Raw genomic sequence first — 15889 nt, 5'->3', positions numbered from 1 at the left:
TTTCAAAATAAAAAAAGCCGATGCAAATGCATCGGCTTTTTCGTACATCGGTAAAGTTTCTTAAAACGGTTACTTTACCAATGCCTTTTTCAATTTAAACTGAGTCAGCTTAGATTGCTTCAAGTGCTGTATTAAATGTCGCACTTGGACGCATGATTGCGCTTACTTTTGCAGTATCTACTGCATAGTAACCACCGATATCTACTGATTGACCCTGAACAGCAGCAAGCTCTTCAAGAATTTTAGCTTCGTTTTCATCTAAAGCTTTCGCTAAAGGTGCAAACTTCGCTTTCAATTCAGCATCTTCGTCTTGAGCAACAAGTGCATCAGCCCAATATTTCGCTAGGAAGTAATGGCTACCACGGTTGTCCAATTCACCTGTACGGCGTGATGGAGATTTATCATTATCCAACAACTGACCAGTTGCTTGATCTAATGTTTTCGCCAACAATTTCGCACGTGGATTGTTTTCTTTGATGCCCATTTCTTCTAAAGAAACAGCCAATGCCAAGAATTCACCTAAAGAATCCCAACGTAAGTGGTTTTCTTCAACAAGTTGCTGTACGTGTTTAGGCGCAGAACCACCAGCACCAGTTTCGTACATACCACCGCCCGCCATTAACGGAACGATAGACAACATTTTCGCAGAAGTACCCAATTCCATGATTGGGAACAAGTCTGTTAAATAATCACGTAAAATGTTACCCGTCACAGAAATTGTATCCAAACCACGCGCTACACGTTCAAGTGTATAACGCATTGCACGTACTTGAGACATGATTTGAATGTCTAAACCAGCAGTGTCATGTTCTTTCAAGTATTTTTGTACTTTCTTGATCAATTCGTTTTCGTGTGGACGGTACGGGTCAAGCCAGAAGATTGCAGGCATACCAGAGTTACGTGCACGAGTTACAGCAAGTTTCACCCAGTCGCGGATCGGTGCGTCTTTCACCTGACACATACGCCAGATATCGCCTTCTTCCACGTTTTGTGACATTAATACTTCACCAGTTTCTAAGTCAGTGATGTTCGCAACACCCGCAGCAGAAACTTCGAAAGTTTTGTCATGTGAACCGTATTCTTCAGCTTTTTGCGCCATCAAACCAACGTTAGGTACAGTACCCATCGTACGTGGATCGAAGTTACCATTCCACTTACAGAAATTGATCATTTCTTGGTAAATACGCGCGAATGTAGACTCAGGCATTACAGCTTTACAGTCGTAAGGTTTGCCGTCAGCACCCCACATTTTACCGCCACCACGGATCATTGCAGGCATAGAAGCATCTACAATCACGTCGTTTGGTGAATGGAAGTTGGTGATACCTTTAGCAGAATCAACCATCGCTAATGCAGGACGGTGTTCTTGGCAAGCGTGTAAATCTTCAATGATTTCTTCACGTAAAGAAGTCGGTAAAGTTGCGATCTTTTCATAAAGACCTGCCATACCGTTGTTTACGTTAATGCCAAGCTCATCAAACAATTTACCATGTTTTTCAAAAGCTTCTTTGTAGTAAATTTTCACACAGTGACCAAATACGATCGGGTGTGAAACTTTCATCATTGTTGCTTTAACGTGTAAAGAGAACAAAATGCCCGCTTCTTTACAATCATCTAATTCTTTTTCATAGAAGTCGCAAAGTGCTTTTTTGCTCATGAACATTGAATCAATCACTTCGCCATCTTGAAGCGCAACTTTTGGCTTAAGTACGATGGTTTCGCCAGCAGTTGTGATCAATTCCATTTTCACGTTACGTGCACGATCAAGTGTCATTGATTTTTCGCCATGGTAGAAGTCACCTTCGTCCATGTGTGAAACGTGAGTTTGAGACCACTGTTTCCATTCACCCATAGAGTGTGGGTGTTTTTTCGCATAGTTTTTAACTGCAGCAGGTGCACGACGGTCAGAGTTACCTTCACGAAGTACAGGGTTTACTGCTGAACCAAGACATTTGCTATAGCGTGTCTTGATTTCTTTTTCTTCTTCAGTAGTCGGATTTTCCGGATAATCAGGAAGCGCATAACCTTTTGCTTGAAGCTCTTTGATACAAGCAGTCAATTGCGCTACAGAAGCACTGATATTTGGAAGTTTGATAATGTTTGTGTCTGGATCTTGAGTGAGACGACCTAGCTCTGCGAGGTTATTTGGAACCTTCTGCTCATCACTGAGGTAATCTGTGAATTCTGCGAGCACGCGGATAGCAACAGAAATATCAGTTTTGACAATTTCTACGCCAGCTGGTTTAGTAAAGGTCTCAATGATCGGCAGTAGCGAGTAAGTCGCCAATAATGGCGCCTCGTCAGTCAGTGTGTAAATGATTGTTGACTTTCCACCAGCCATATATAGCCCCTTGCTTTAGAGTGTGTTGAGAGGATAGAACTTGTGGCCCCATCCCTTACGAACCGAATTGCTTAAAATTAACCCTGAGAGTATCAGCCTTCAACGTTTCACAGTCAACGTAAGATCTGTGATAACGACATTTCGAAAAAAAATGGTACATCATAAATACTGCACATTTATGATCAAAATACTCACAATTCACATTTATTGTGAAAAAAATTGCATTCTTTAAGTCTTATTGTATTTATTTGGTCAAATGCATGAAATTTCAAGCCCGCATTCTACATGAAAAATCATCAAGCATTTGCAAATAATATAGACTAATCACTGATACGCATCTTAAAGTTTCAGGTTTAGACTGCTTTTGACATCATTAAAATTTATTATGAGTACATCTATGTCACAACAAGATTATGAAAATGGTTTAAAAGTTCGTACCGAAGTGATGGGCGAAAGTTTTGTAAAACGTGCACAAGACAATACTGTGCCATTTACCCAACCGCTCCAAGACTGGATCAATGAACATGCGTGGGGCTCAACTTGGCAACGGGAAGGCGTTCTACCTCGTAAATATCGTTCACTCATTACCATCGCATTTTTAACTGCACAAAAAAGCCCAACAGAGCTAAAAGGTCATGTTCGTGGCGCTTTAAATAACGGTGCAACTGTAGAGGAAATACAAGAAGTGCTTTTACATAGCCTTCCCTATTGTGGTGCGCCCGCAACACAAGAAGCATTTCGTGCTGCGCTAGAAGTGATTCATGAATACCAAAAAACTGAATAACTTTTAAAGGTATGAACATAAAAATAGGAAGTTCAACTTGAGCTTCCCTTTTTCCAACAAAGATTAATTTTCAAACGAAGATCAGGATCAATTCCAAAACACATTAAATGTATAAAAAAATTCATCTACTTCAAATTTGATGTGATAGCCCAACTGCGTTAACTCAGCAGATAATGCACGAATATCTTCGAGTGCTAAATGCTTCGGTAAAACCGTAAAGACTGCCGTATTGCCCTGATTGGCATTTTCAATAATTAATTGAGCTAACCGCGTTTTATAAAGTTCAATGTCTAAATTAGAATTGGCTGCCATTTTTTTAGCCTCCAAAGCATGAATGAACATAAAATACCTATATAATTTATTTTTGATTTCTTTCAAGATATAAACAAAATTCAAAAGTTGATGTACATTTTGTGTACTGTTTTAGCATCATTAGATATGAGAAATAATAATGAAATTTACAATACCCACCTTATTTAGCATTGCATTATTACCACAGTTAAGTTTTGCATTACCCGCTTTCAAAAATTATCCCGCTGTTCCATTTACAGGAAAATACAAAGCGATAAAAATCGACCGTTCAAACCAAATCTATAAAACAGTCTTAACTGAATTAAAAAATGAAAAGATCAATTTTGCAGGAAAATATGTATTGTCTCCTATTGGTTGTGGGGGCGGTTGTTCGAATATAGCTTTTTATAATGCACAAAATGGTCATGCGGGTTATTTAAAACAAAGCTTTTCAGACTGCTATTCCGAAAAACATGGTTTTCAAATGAATGATTATGAATATCAAGCTAACAGCCAGTTACTGATCGCCATTGGTCGTCGTTCAGAAAAGATAGAACAATGTGAAAAAGTTTATTATTTGATGAAAAATGATCGCTTGGTTGAAATTACCCATCATCCAGTGTGGAAGTAAATCTCTATCCATCGAAAACAACTTATATTTTTAGTTTCGTTGATGATTATTTCAAAGCTTTCATTGCAAAATAGTGTTTTAAAATCAGCTATACTCTAAGTGTCTTGTCACTGTTTTGATTTTATTGGTACGTCTATGTCTAAACCACTTTCTATTTCTCCTGCACTTCTCAATCGTGCTGCAATGGGAAATCCTGCTGCTCAGTTTGAATTGGCTGAAATTTATATGGAAAGTGATGATGAAGAATATGTTCAACTTGCTGAAGAATGGGCGCTCAAAGCAGCTCAATTGGGTCATGTTGAGGCGATGTATTGGTTAGGTGAAGGTTATGCCGTCTATGCCAAAGACATTTTAGAAGAAGATCCTGAAGAAGCAAAAACCTACTTTGAACATGCGCATCGTTGGTTAGAACAAGCGGTCAAACATCAGCACCCTGCGGCAATTTTTGAATTGGCAAATTTCTACCGTCGTGGTGACGTGGTTGAAAAAGATGTGGCTAAATCGATTGAAATGCTTGAACAAGCAGCTAAACTCGGTGAAGTCCAAGCTATGCGTGATCTTGTGGTAATCTATGAACATGGTTTAGGTGTAGACGTAAATGAAGAAAAAGCGGATTTTTGGGCTGAAAAAGCAAATACTGCTGAAGATTCTGCCGAATAATATAAATGCATCAAACTTATATTAAATGAGTTTGATGCTCACTTTCTTTAATTGCGTAAGTTTACATAAATAATATCTAAGTCCTGTTTAGGAACAAAGTTCTTCTCCACCATCTGAAACTGTGTTGGACTAATTTTGCTGACTTTCCCTTTCCAACAAAATGACACCAATTCTTTTGGATCACGTTCAATGGTTAATTTAAAATTTTCAATCGGTTTTGCCCAATTCGCCCCTGTTGTTAAAATATAGCCCAACGCACTGAATGAGGAATTTTCTGACTGTGCTTTTTTCAAACCTTTTTTAAAGTTAGCATCCATACAATATTGTTGATTATATTCATCTTCATACAGTGCAACTGAACCACCAACCAGTGGTTTATATTGATGCTTCACTTGTGTAACTGAATTGGCTTTAAATGTTTGCTTCCAGCTATAAATGACTTGCCCTGTCCAATAAATTTCCTGATCTTTTGTATAACCTTGTACCAGTTTTTGAATTTTTGGCATTTTACAATTAAAAATTTTAGATGAAAAAAACTTGCTTTCAGAAGCATCCATCCAAGGCGTCAATAAATCTTTTTCAGAAAAACCACAATGCTTAAATTCATCAGTCACATCTGTTTCTTTTGCACGTTCATCGACTTCACCATTTTCAATGGTTTCATAAACGCTCTGACATGCATTTTAGGCACTACAGTTTTTCCATCAACTTGAACTTTAAAACTTTTCAATAATTCTTCGGTATGGGCAAAGTCTCCATCACGATAATTATCTAATTGAGGTAAAGGAAATAAGATGGTTTCTGTCACATCCTGCTTGCTGAGATTTTTAAACTGATAATCGACCTTAATAATTTTCTTGCTGATAAATAAATCTTCACTTTGCATCGTAATATTCTTATTTTTTAGATATTCGATTCCACCTGTACTGACATAGCCAGTGGAATCATTGGCAAGTGCCAAAGTTGAACAACATAAGCCTGAGAGTAAAATTATTCTTTTCATGATCATGTTCCATTTTTTTAATTTCAAATATTAAAGCATTTAAAATACTAAACTTAAGGTGCATTTTTAAGATACATAAATAAAATCCAACCAGCAAATAAAACACTCCATGTGATGATAAAGAATATAGCAATAAATAAATATCTTTTAGGTTTAGACCATGTTTGAATCGTATTATGTGGGTTAATAATTCTTTTCGCTCCAATACCGATAACAGCAAATACACCCAACCCTAGTAAAACTTGAAAAATCACTAAAAACTCAGAAATCCATGAACCACGAATATCAACGATGTCCTGACTGTAAAAAAAGATGGACTGCGATGGGTCTTTTGAGTTTATCAATACAATATTCTGCCCCTGTTGAAATGACTGCCGAATTTTAGATTCAGTCAGCTGATACAGATCCGAAGCATCATCACTCATCCACAAAGTATACTGCCGTGCGACATCACTCTGTTCAGTACTATAAATTTGCCCATTAAACTGATACTGATAAATCAGAATCCCGTAGGTCGAATTAATACTTCTCGAACCTCGATGAGCATCTAGCTCAAGTGAGATCAACTGGACATCGCTCCCTCGTTGCCAACTGGGATGCGTCCATTCAAATTCTTTTAACTGTAACAAAGGTGAAGAGCGTAAAATGATTTGTAAAAAGAGATATAAAACAAACGGTAATACCAAATACAGATACCAAGCAACTTTCTTCTTAAAATAAAATTGACTGCTCAATAAAATAAGCAAAGAAAGCACAAGACTATAAGGAACTACTCGAAGATTTTCATTATCAAACAGACTCAACCAAAGCCCAAAAGCAACAAGTGGAATTCCAAAAATGAGACTTAGATTTTCTTTTAATTTATTCAAATTTTATCATCCAAAAAGGTGTTAAATTCATTGTTTTAATCATTAATCCAAGTTTAAAGGATTTAGAATAGTTTATGCCTTAGTTGATAAGCTTTATACAATGAATCTCAAAATTTGCTGATCTATATTGTATGAAGATCTATACTTTTCATTAACGATTTATGTCTAAAATAGCATCGACCATTTTTTGGGAATATATTCAAAAATAAGCCCAACTCCACTAATGATTATTGCCACTACACTTATAAATAGAATAAAACAAATGCCTTTAATGCCAATTTTCAATACAACATTCATGTGTTGTGTATATTTCTCAACAAGCTCGGAAAATTTAAGTAGAATCAAAGCACCAATAAATATCAATGGTAATAAGAATATTTCTTGTGGTGATGATTCACTTCTACTTGCAAAAACTTGTGAACTGAGACTTAACGTGATTATTAACCAATATATTTTTTTAAAAATGTTCGGACTTTTATTCATTGTTCTAATTCAAGCTGTGTTCAGTTACATATTAGCCAATTTCAGATTGGAACAAAATTAAAATATCGGTACAATAGTCGCCAGTCGAGGGATGCTGCGACTTTCTTACAGGCACTAAATGTAAGATCGCTAGGCTCGACCATCGGTATTCTGCTCAAAGTTATCAACTTAGAATCACCAACAACGGCATCCGCGAGCATAATGATCAATTATTTAAATTAAGGAGATCGTGATGAACGCGGTTAATGCTTCATTTACAGATTATAAAGTTGCCGATATTTCACTTGCTGACTACGGCCGTAAAGAAATCAAACTTGCTGAAGCAGAAATGCCAGCTTTGATGGGTCTTCGTAAACGCTATTCTGCTGCGAAACCACTTGCAGGTGCAAAAATTTTGGGTTGTATTCACATGACAATCCAGACTGCTGTTCTCATCGAAACTCTGGTTGAGTTAGGCGCAGAAGTTCGTTGGACATCTTGTAACATCTTCTCTACTCAAGACCATGCTGCTGCTGCGATCGCTGCTGCGGGTATTCCTGTATTTGCGTGGAAAGGTGAAACTGAAGAAGAATACAACTGGTGTTTAGAACAACAGATTAATGTAAATGGCACACCTTGGGATGCCAACATGATTCTGGATGATGGCGGTGACTTAACTGCACTTGTTCACGAAAAATATCCTCAAGTAATTGCTAAAATTCACGGTATTACTGAAGAAACAACTACAGGTGTTCAACGTCTGTATGAAATGCACCGTGACGGTACTTTAAAAGTACCTGCAATCAATGTAAACGACTCAGTAACCAAGTCTAAAAATGACAACAAATACGGTTGCCGCCATTCATTAAACGATGCCATCAAACGTGGTACAGATATGCTTTTATCTGGTCGTCGTGCGCTTGTAATCGGTTATGGTGACGTAGGTAAAGGTTCTGCTCAATCACTTCGTCAGGAAGGCATGATTGTACGTGTAACTGAAATTGACCCAATCTGTGCAATGCAGGCATGCATGGACGGTTATGAAGTTGTTTCTCCATACAAAAATGGCGTACAAACGGGCAAGAAAGAAGACATCAATCTTGACCTTCTTCAAAACACTGACCTGATCGTAACAACAACGGGTAACTATCACGTATGTGATTCTGCAATGCTTGATTCATTAAAAGCAGGTGCAGTGGTTTGTAACATCGGTCACTTTGACACTGAAATCGATACTAACTATTTACGTGGTTACAAATGGGTTGAAGTTAAGCCACAAGTACACCAAGTGTATCGTACAGAAAATGAAAACGATTACTTAATCCTTTTATCTGAAGGTCGTTTAGTGAACCTTGGTAATGCGACTGGTCACCCTTCACGTATTATGGATGGTTCATTTGCTAACCAAGTCTTAGGTCAAATGCATTTATTCGCTGAAAAATTTGCTGATCTTCCTGAAGATCAAAAACAAGCTGCAATCCGTGTAGAACTTATTCCTAAGAAACTAGATGAAGAAGTTGCTGCGGCAATGGTTGTTGGTTTTGGCGGTGTCTTGACTCAATTGACTCAAGTACAAGCAGATTACTTAGGTGTAACTGTTGAAGGTCCGTTTAAGTCTGAGTCTTATAAATATTAATTGATATTAACCCTCTCCCTAGCCCTCTCCCATAGGGAGAGGGAACATTCATTATCAAATGTATGTCATCGAGGGTAAGTCCTCTCCTTTCAGGAGAGGATTTAGGAGAGGTAAAATCAATCAAAAATATTGATAAAAAAGGATTTAACCATGACCAAACGTGTCCCGATTTCTTTTGAGTTTTTCCCGACAAAAACCGATGCAGGTGCGGAAAAACTCAAAGTTGTACATCAAGAACTTCAGTTACTGAATCCTGAATTTTTCTCTGTAACTTATGGTGCGGGGGGGTCAACCCGTGAACGCACCTTGTCTACACTGGATGATTTCAACGGCAAAGGTACACCTGTTGCGCCTCACCTGTCTTGTATTGGTGACAGCAAACAACGTATTGCTGAATTGCTGGATTTGTATAAATCACAAGGCATTGACCGTATTGTAGCGCTTCGTGGTGATTTACCATCAGGTCAGGTTGGTTTAGGTGAACTGCCTTATGCAACTGATCTGGTTCGCTTCATTCGTGAACATTCAGGTGATCATTTCCATATCGAGGTTGCCGCATATCCTGAAATGCATCCGCAAGCCGACAGCTTTGACAAAGACATTCAACGTTTTTGTGATAAAGCCCGTGCAGGTGCAAATGCAGCACTGACTCAATTCTTCTTCAATCCAGATGCGTATTTCTACTTCGTAGACCGCATTCAAAAAGAAGGTATTGATATTCCTGTAGCACCAGGGATTATGCCGATTACCAATGCAAGCAACCTGATTCGCTTTGCTGATGGTACAGGTGCAGAGATTCCACGTTGGATTCGTAAGCAACTGGCTACTTATGGTGATGATTCTGCAAGTATCAAAGCCTTTGGTCATGAAGTTGTGGTGAAGCTCTGTGAACGCCTGATTGCAGGTGGTGCGCCAAGCCTGCACTTCTACACAATGAACCATACCGAACCAAACCGTCAGCTTGTACTGGATCTTGGTTTAGCATAATTCAAAATTGAATCACCTATTTTGCGAGTAAGACTGAATGCCCCGTTTTTATATTGAAACTGATTTAGCTGTTGATACTACGGTTGAACTGACTGAAACAGTTTTCCATCACTGGGTCAAAGTCTTACGTGCGCAAACCGGTGAAAAAGCCACGTTGTTCAATGGACAAGGTGGTGAATATGCTGTGACACTGGCAGATGTTGCGAAAAAATCCGCTTCAGTGCATGTTGATGCATTTAATTCTGACAACCGTACACCACACTTCACAGCTCTACTTGGGCAAGTGATGAGTAAAGGTGACCGTATGGATTATGCGATTCAAAAGGCTGTCGAGCTCGGTGTTTCCAGAATTCAGCTGCTGACTTCGGAACGTTGTGAAATGCGTTTAAAATACGACCGTGATCAGAAGAAAATTGATCATTGGCAAGGGATCGCAATTGCAGCCTGTGAACAATGCGGCATGAATATTGTTCCTCAAATACTTGCACCTCTCAGTCTTGAGCAATGGTTACAAACAGCATTACCGACAACTAAACTTGTACTCGCACCTGAAAAAGAACAGACGGATGTGCTCAAAGATGCAAGCCAAGATATTGTGCTATTGATTGGTCCAGAAGGTGGACTCAGTGAAGCTGAAATCAGTCAGGCGAATGATTACGGATTTAAAAACTGGTGCATCGGGAACCGTGTATTGAGAACTGAAACAGCTCCAGTTGTCGCATTATCCATTTTGAATTATTATAAATAAAAAAGCAAAACAAGTCACATATCACTATTGCAATCTGATATATTTCACGGTATTTTAGCTTTAAAACAGCCTATTGATTAATAAAACTAAAAAATAAATTATTATTTCAATGCTTTTCTTAAAATGACAAAGGTGTAATGATAAATGAATGATGTTCAGGAAGAGCTTCTTTCATATGGTGTCAACTCATCCAATATAAGAAAGATCGCAAAACAGCTTAGAATTTTTTTTCTATGGCTACTTTTTAGCTGTGTTTCTGATGTATTCATTTATTTTTGTCTATTTCATAAAACGTCGAGTGCATTAACGATTTGGTTGGCACTTTCAAGTTTTTTTATTTTGTCTTTTTTTATTTTTAATACTTACGTCGCATATCAATATAAAATAAAAAATTTAAATATATCAATATATTATTTCAGGTTTTTTGTTTAATTTTAGGTAGTCTACTGGGTTTAGGTATTTATATACTTAATTTAGAAATCTCGTTGATGCCAAATACAGTTGCTCCTTTTTACTCTTTTCTATTATCTGGATTTTTATTAAGTTTCCCATCCATGATGGCTATGAACTTTCTAAATCAAAGATTCAGCTACTTTTTAGCTTTTTATATCCCTGCTGTTACCCCAATTTTTAGTGTCCCTCTACTTTTTCCCACAAATACAAATGAGATCTACAGTACAATTTTTATTATATGGTTCTTACTTTTATTTTTTTGCGCCTATGTCTCACATAAAATTTATATTCGTGCAGAAAACCTAAACACTAAAAATAAATTTCTGTTTAAACAATCACAGGAACGACTTGAAGAATCACAATATTTGCAACAACAACTCAAATCAGAGATTTCAAAAACTCAAGCAATGAAAGATGAATTGCAAATGCATAATCATCTACTTGAACAAACTGTGAAAGAAAGAATTTATGATTTTAAGCAAATCAATGACCGTTTGGAGAATCATCAAGCCAATTTATCTTTTGCACATGAAACGGCTGGAATCCACTCATGGGTGTGGAATATTGAAAAGCGCACCTTTGAAATTGCCAACTCAAAAAGTGATGTAGAGTTTAGACAATTAAATCTAAAACCAAATAGTATCAATGACTATATTCATCCTGATGATATTGCGAACTATAAAACCTTACTCATCCAGCATCTCAAAGGAAAAAGTGGGCGTTTCGAAGCTATTTACCGTATTAAACATGATGATCAATGGTGTTGGGTTCAAGACATTGGTAAAGTCGTTTCTAAAAACTCAAAAAATAAGCCGCTAAGAATGGTTGGCATTCAACGTAACATTCAAAAAGAAAAAACAGATCAGGAAAAATTAAAACTTGCAGCGAATGTACTAGATCAAGTTGCGGAAGGTGTTTTTGTTTTAGATAATAACCTATGTTATTTAGAGGTTAATCCTTATTTCGAAAAACTCTTAAATTATAAAGAAGAAGAAGTTATTGGACGACATCTATTTGATATTACAATAAATAACAACCCGAAAATTCAACAAGAATATACCCTAATCACTCAAGAATTAATCCGCGATGGAGAATACGAGTCTGAAATACAGGTCGATTTCACTTCAGGTAAAAAAGTCATTCTGTGGGTTCATATCAATGCGATTTATGATGAAAAAAATAAAGTTGCCAATTATGTTGGCATTATTACTGATCTAACTGATCGTAAAAAACAAGAGCAACGGCTATCATACTTAGAACATTATGATATTCTGACCGATTTACCAAATCGTTTTTATTTCAAGCAACAACTCCACAATTATCTGACACATTATTCTGATTCATTTAAAAGCTTTGCTGTTTTACGAATCAATATCGACCGTTTTAAACTATTTAATGAGTTTACAAGTCACAAAGATGGAGATGAATTACTCAAACAAGTTGCCAATCGTTTAAGACTCAGTTGTACTCACGCGTCCTTAATTGCTTATCTGAATAATGATGATTTTGCAGTTATCTATAATCTAAGTAGCTGTAATATTGATATTCACCAACAAACTCAAAAACTATTAGAAGATTTTAAACAACTCTTCGAAATCAATGGACAAGAACAAATTATTACCATTTCTATTGGTGCCGCTATTTATCCAGAACATGGTCTACAGTTAGATAGCTTAAATGGGCATGCTGAATCCGCACTGAATGAAGCCAAGCGTTTAGGTGGAAATACTGTTTATTTCTATTCAAACAAGAAAACAGCCATTCATAATCAAGAAGTCAACTTAGAAAATGAATTGCGTAAAGCCATAAAAAACAAAGAGCTTGCAGTACATTATCAACCTAAAATTTGTATTCGAACCAATAGAATATACGGCTTTGAAGCATTAATTCGCTGGTTACACCCTATTCATGGTTATATTTCACCCGACATCTTTATTCCGCTTGCAGAAGAAACCAGTTTGATTTCAGACATTGGGCTTTTCGTACTGCATGAAACTTGTAAGCAAATTCAAGAATGGCAAGGCTTAGGTTTTGATCACTTTAGAGTTTCAATCAATATCGTTGCGCAACAAATTTATCGTGGTGAGTTAGTCGATGAAATTGATTATGCACTTCAAAAATATAATATTTCTGGGGACATGTTAGAGCTCGAACTGACAGAATCTACATTATTTGATAAATCAGAGGATGTAAATATTCTTCTACAGCAACTCAAAGAACGCCATATTTCTATTTCTTTGGATGATTTTGGTACAGGCTATTCATCGCTCGCCTATTTAACCAGTTATCCTTTCGATATTCTCAAAATAGATAAAGCATTCATTTCAAAGATTGGGCAAGAGAAAGATGAAGCGATCGTAAATGCAATCATTGCAATGGGCAATGCGATCGGGATTACGCTTGTTGCAGAAGGTGTTGAAACTAGAGAACAAATGTTGTTCCTAGAAAAACACGGTTGCTATATTTTACAAGGCTTCTATTTCTCTAAAGCGCTGTCCTCTGCGGATAGCACGAAATATTTAGAACAACATAAACTTATCACTATTTGTTAGGATATTTAGATTTCAAAGCTATAACTTTGTTTGAAATAAGCACATTTTGACTGTCGATATTGCTCAACAAATGGTATATTCAAGAAAATTTAGCCAAAATCACCAGCGCCCGCTGGTACATTGTAACAAACGAGATGTAAATGGACGATCAATCACTAAAACAGCAAGCTCTGTATTATCATGAATTTCCAACTCCAGGAAAAATCAGCGTCACTCCTAGTAAGCAACTCGTTAACCAACATGATCTTGCACTTGCCTACTCCCCAGGTGTTGCTGCGCCATGTTTGGAAATCGAGAAAGACCCATCAAAAGCGGCTCTTTATACAGCACGTGGTAACTTGGTCGCTGTGGTCAGTAATGGTACTGCTGTTTTAGGTCTTGGAAATATTGGTCCTTTAGCTTCAAAACCTGTGATGGAAGGTAAAGGCGTATTATTTAAAAAGTTCGCTGGTGTCGATGTATTTGACATCGAAATTGCTGAAAATGATCCAGATAAAATTGTTGATATTGTTGCAGCATTAGAGCCTACTTTTGGCGGTATCAACTTAGAAGATATTAAAGCACCAGAATGTTTCTACATTGAACAAAAACTTCGTGAACGCATGAATATTCCTGTGTTCCACGATGACCAACACGGTACTTCAATTATTGTTGGTTCTGCATTAATCAATGCTTTGCAATTGAATGGCAAAAAAATTGAAGAAATCAAAATCATCGCTTCAGGTGCAGGTGCTGCGGCCCTCTCTTGCTTAGATTTACTTTGTGCGATTGGTGCGAAGAAAGAAAATATCATCGTGGCTGACTCACGTGGCTTATTGACCACTAAACGTGAAGGTTTGGATGAGTCTAAAAAGCGTTATGTGCAAGACATCGAAGGTACTCAACTTGCAGACGTAATCGCAGGTGCGGACATGTTCTTGGGGCTTTCTGCGGCAGGTATTTTAACCAAAGAAATGGTTAAAGTGATGGCAGCTGATCCAATCATCTTTGCATTGGCAAACCCAGATCCAGAAATTTTACCTGAACATGCACATGAAGTTCGTCCTGACGTAATCATGGCAACAGGGCGTTCTGACTATCCGAACCAAGTGAATAATGCACTTTGCTTCCCATATATCTTCCGTGGTGCTTTGGACGTTGGTGCAACTACCATTAACGAAGAAATGAAGATTGCATGTGTACATGCGATTGCACGTATGGCGCACGTTGAAGCAGACGCTGCATCTTATGGTGAAAAATCTGCATCTTTTGGTCGTGACTATTTAATTCCACGTCCGCTTGATCAACGTTTGATTCTTGAAATTGCCCCTGCTGTTGCACAAGCTGCAATGGATTCTGGTGTTGCAAGCCGTCCGATTACTGATTTCTCTGCATATCGTCAACGTCTTTCTGAGTTCGTTTATAACTCAGCATTGATGATGAAGCCTATTTTTGCCCAAGCGAAATCTGCTCCTAAGCGTATTGCATACGCTGAAGGTGAAGATTTGCGTGTACTTCGTGCAGTTCAAATTGCAGTTGATGAAGGTTTAGCGCATCCGATCCTTGTGGGTCGTACTGCTGTAATCGAAGCAAATATCAAAAAATTAGGCTTACGTCTTGAAAATGGTGTGAATATCACCATCGTTGATCAAGAAAATAATCCTGATTATGAAAAATTTGCTGAAGATTATCACAGCATTATGCAACGCAAAGGCGTAACACCTGAGTATGCTCAACGTGAATCACGTCGTCGTTCTACTTTGATTGCTGCAATGTTAGTTCGTCACGGTCTTGCTGATGGTATGTTATGTGGTACCTATTCAAGCTATGACATCCATTTGGATTTCGTTAGCAATGTAATCGGGCTAAAAGAAGGTCGTAATAACTTCTTTACCTTGAATGCATTGATGCTTGAAGATCGCAATTTATTTATTGCTGATACCTATATCAACCGTAATCCAACTGCTGAACAATTGGCTGAAATGACTATTTTAGCGGCTGAAGAAGTACGTCGTTTCGGTATGACTCCACGTGTTGCATTATTGTCTCACTCAAGTTTTGGCTCAGATCAAACTGACCCTAGCGCTCAAAAAATGCGTAAAGTGTTTGAAATTTTGTCCGAAATTGCACCTGAACTTGAAGTTGAAGGTGAAATGCATGCCGATGCGGCTTTGGATGAAAATATTCGTCATTTTGCATTCCCGAACTCACGTTTCAAAGGTTCTGCAAACTTGTTGATCATGCCAAACCTTGATGCGGCAAACATTTCATTCAACTTGTTAAAATCTACATCTGGCAATAATGTGACCATTGGTCCGATCTTGCTAGGTGCTTCTAAACCAGTTCATATTTTAACACCGACTGCAACAACTCGTCGTTTGGTGAATATGACTGCATTAACAGTTGCTGAAATTCAACAAGCTGAAAGTTAATACATGAATCTTTAGTAAACTAAAGATCTGTACTTGAGAAAACCTCTATTCTGTTGCATGA

Annotated in this window: 11 protein-coding genes and 1 pseudogene; 8 read left to right on the top strand and 4 right to left on the bottom strand. The window is 37.5% G+C overall.

Features of this window, described 5'->3' with window-relative positions; translation table 11 throughout:
- Positions 1–109: 109 nt before the first annotated feature.
- Complete coding sequence (locus EXE09_RS08425) at positions 110–2341, bottom strand: NADP-dependent isocitrate dehydrogenase (RefSeq protein ID WP_130116972.1); 2232 nt, start codon at positions 2339–2341, stop codon at positions 110–112.
- A gap of 397 nt (positions 2342–2738) precedes the next feature.
- Between EXE09_RS08425 and EXE09_RS08420 the strand changes: the two genes are divergently transcribed.
- Complete coding sequence (locus tag EXE09_RS08420) at positions 2739–3125, top strand: carboxymuconolactone decarboxylase family protein (protein WP_130116971.1); 387 nt, start codon at positions 2739–2741, stop codon at positions 3123–3125.
- 87 nt (positions 3126–3212) lie between these two features.
- Here EXE09_RS08420 and EXE09_RS08415 read toward each other — a convergent pair whose 3' ends face one another.
- The gene (locus EXE09_RS08415; protein ID WP_068975263.1) at positions 3213–3467 is read right to left on the bottom strand and encodes a hypothetical protein; all 255 of its coding nucleotides are present in this window, start codon (positions 3465–3467) and stop codon (positions 3213–3215) included.
- A gap of 109 nt (positions 3468–3576) precedes the next feature.
- Here EXE09_RS08415 and EXE09_RS08410 point away from each other — a divergent pair, with 109 nt between their 5' ends.
- Positions 3577–4047: a hypothetical protein gene (locus EXE09_RS08410; RefSeq protein ID WP_130116970.1), complete on the top strand. Its 471-nt coding sequence runs from the start codon at positions 3577–3579 to the stop codon at positions 4045–4047.
- A gap of 135 nt (positions 4048–4182) precedes the next feature.
- Complete coding sequence (locus tag EXE09_RS08405; RefSeq protein WP_130116969.1) at positions 4183–4707, top strand: tetratricopeptide repeat protein; 525 nt, start codon at positions 4183–4185, stop codon at positions 4705–4707.
- Positions 4708–4754: 47 nt separating this feature from the next.
- On the opposite strand, the pseudogene EXE09_RS08400 reads toward EXE09_RS08405, so the two are convergent.
- Together EXE09_RS08400 and EXE09_RS08395 are read right to left on the bottom strand one after the other, a co-directional pair.
- Positions 4755–5710, bottom strand: a pseudogene (locus EXE09_RS08400) (DUF4424 family protein).
- 53 nt (positions 5711–5763) lie between these two features.
- Entirely contained in the window at positions 5764–6579 is an 816-nt protein-coding gene (locus EXE09_RS08395; RefSeq protein ID WP_130116968.1) for a hypothetical protein, read from the bottom strand.
- A gap of 715 nt (positions 6580–7294) precedes the next feature.
- Here EXE09_RS08395 and ahcY point away from each other — a divergent pair.
- From ahcY to EXE09_RS08370, 5 genes are all read left to right on the top strand, one after another.
- Complete coding sequence (gene ahcY / locus EXE09_RS08390; protein WP_087553530.1) at positions 7295–8677, top strand: adenosylhomocysteinase; 1383 nt, start codon at positions 7295–7297, stop codon at positions 8675–8677.
- A gap of 150 nt (positions 8678–8827) precedes the next feature.
- Positions 8828–9664 carry a methylenetetrahydrofolate reductase [NAD(P)H] gene (gene metF, locus EXE09_RS08385; protein ID WP_068975269.1) on the top strand — a complete coding sequence of 279 codons (837 nt, stop codon included), beginning with the start codon at positions 8828–8830 and terminating at the stop codon, positions 9662–9664.
- Positions 9665–9701: 37 nt separating this feature from the next.
- Positions 9702–10412, top strand: coding sequence for a 16S rRNA (uracil(1498)-N(3))-methyltransferase (locus tag EXE09_RS08380; RefSeq protein WP_130116967.1), 711 nt, complete (start codon positions 9702–9704; stop codon positions 10410–10412).
- An 818-nt stretch (positions 10413–11230) separates the two neighbouring features.
- A complete protein-coding gene (locus tag EXE09_RS08375) occupies positions 11231–13417 on the top strand; it encodes an EAL and GGDEF domain-containing protein (protein WP_228255449.1) in 2187 nt (728 codons plus the stop codon).
- Between the two features lie 140 nt (positions 13418–13557).
- Positions 13558–15828: an NADP-dependent malic enzyme gene (locus EXE09_RS08370; protein ID WP_087553526.1), complete on the top strand. Its 2271-nt coding sequence runs from the start codon at positions 13558–13560 to the stop codon at positions 15826–15828.
- Positions 15829–15889: the final 61 nt, after the last annotated feature.

The sequence above is a fragment of the Acinetobacter sp. WCHAc060025 genome (assembly GCF_004209355.1).
Taxonomy (GTDB): Bacteria; Pseudomonadota; Gammaproteobacteria; order Pseudomonadales; family Moraxellaceae; genus Acinetobacter; species Acinetobacter wuhouensis.
This window is presented reverse-complemented; position numbering and strand designations above follow the sequence as displayed.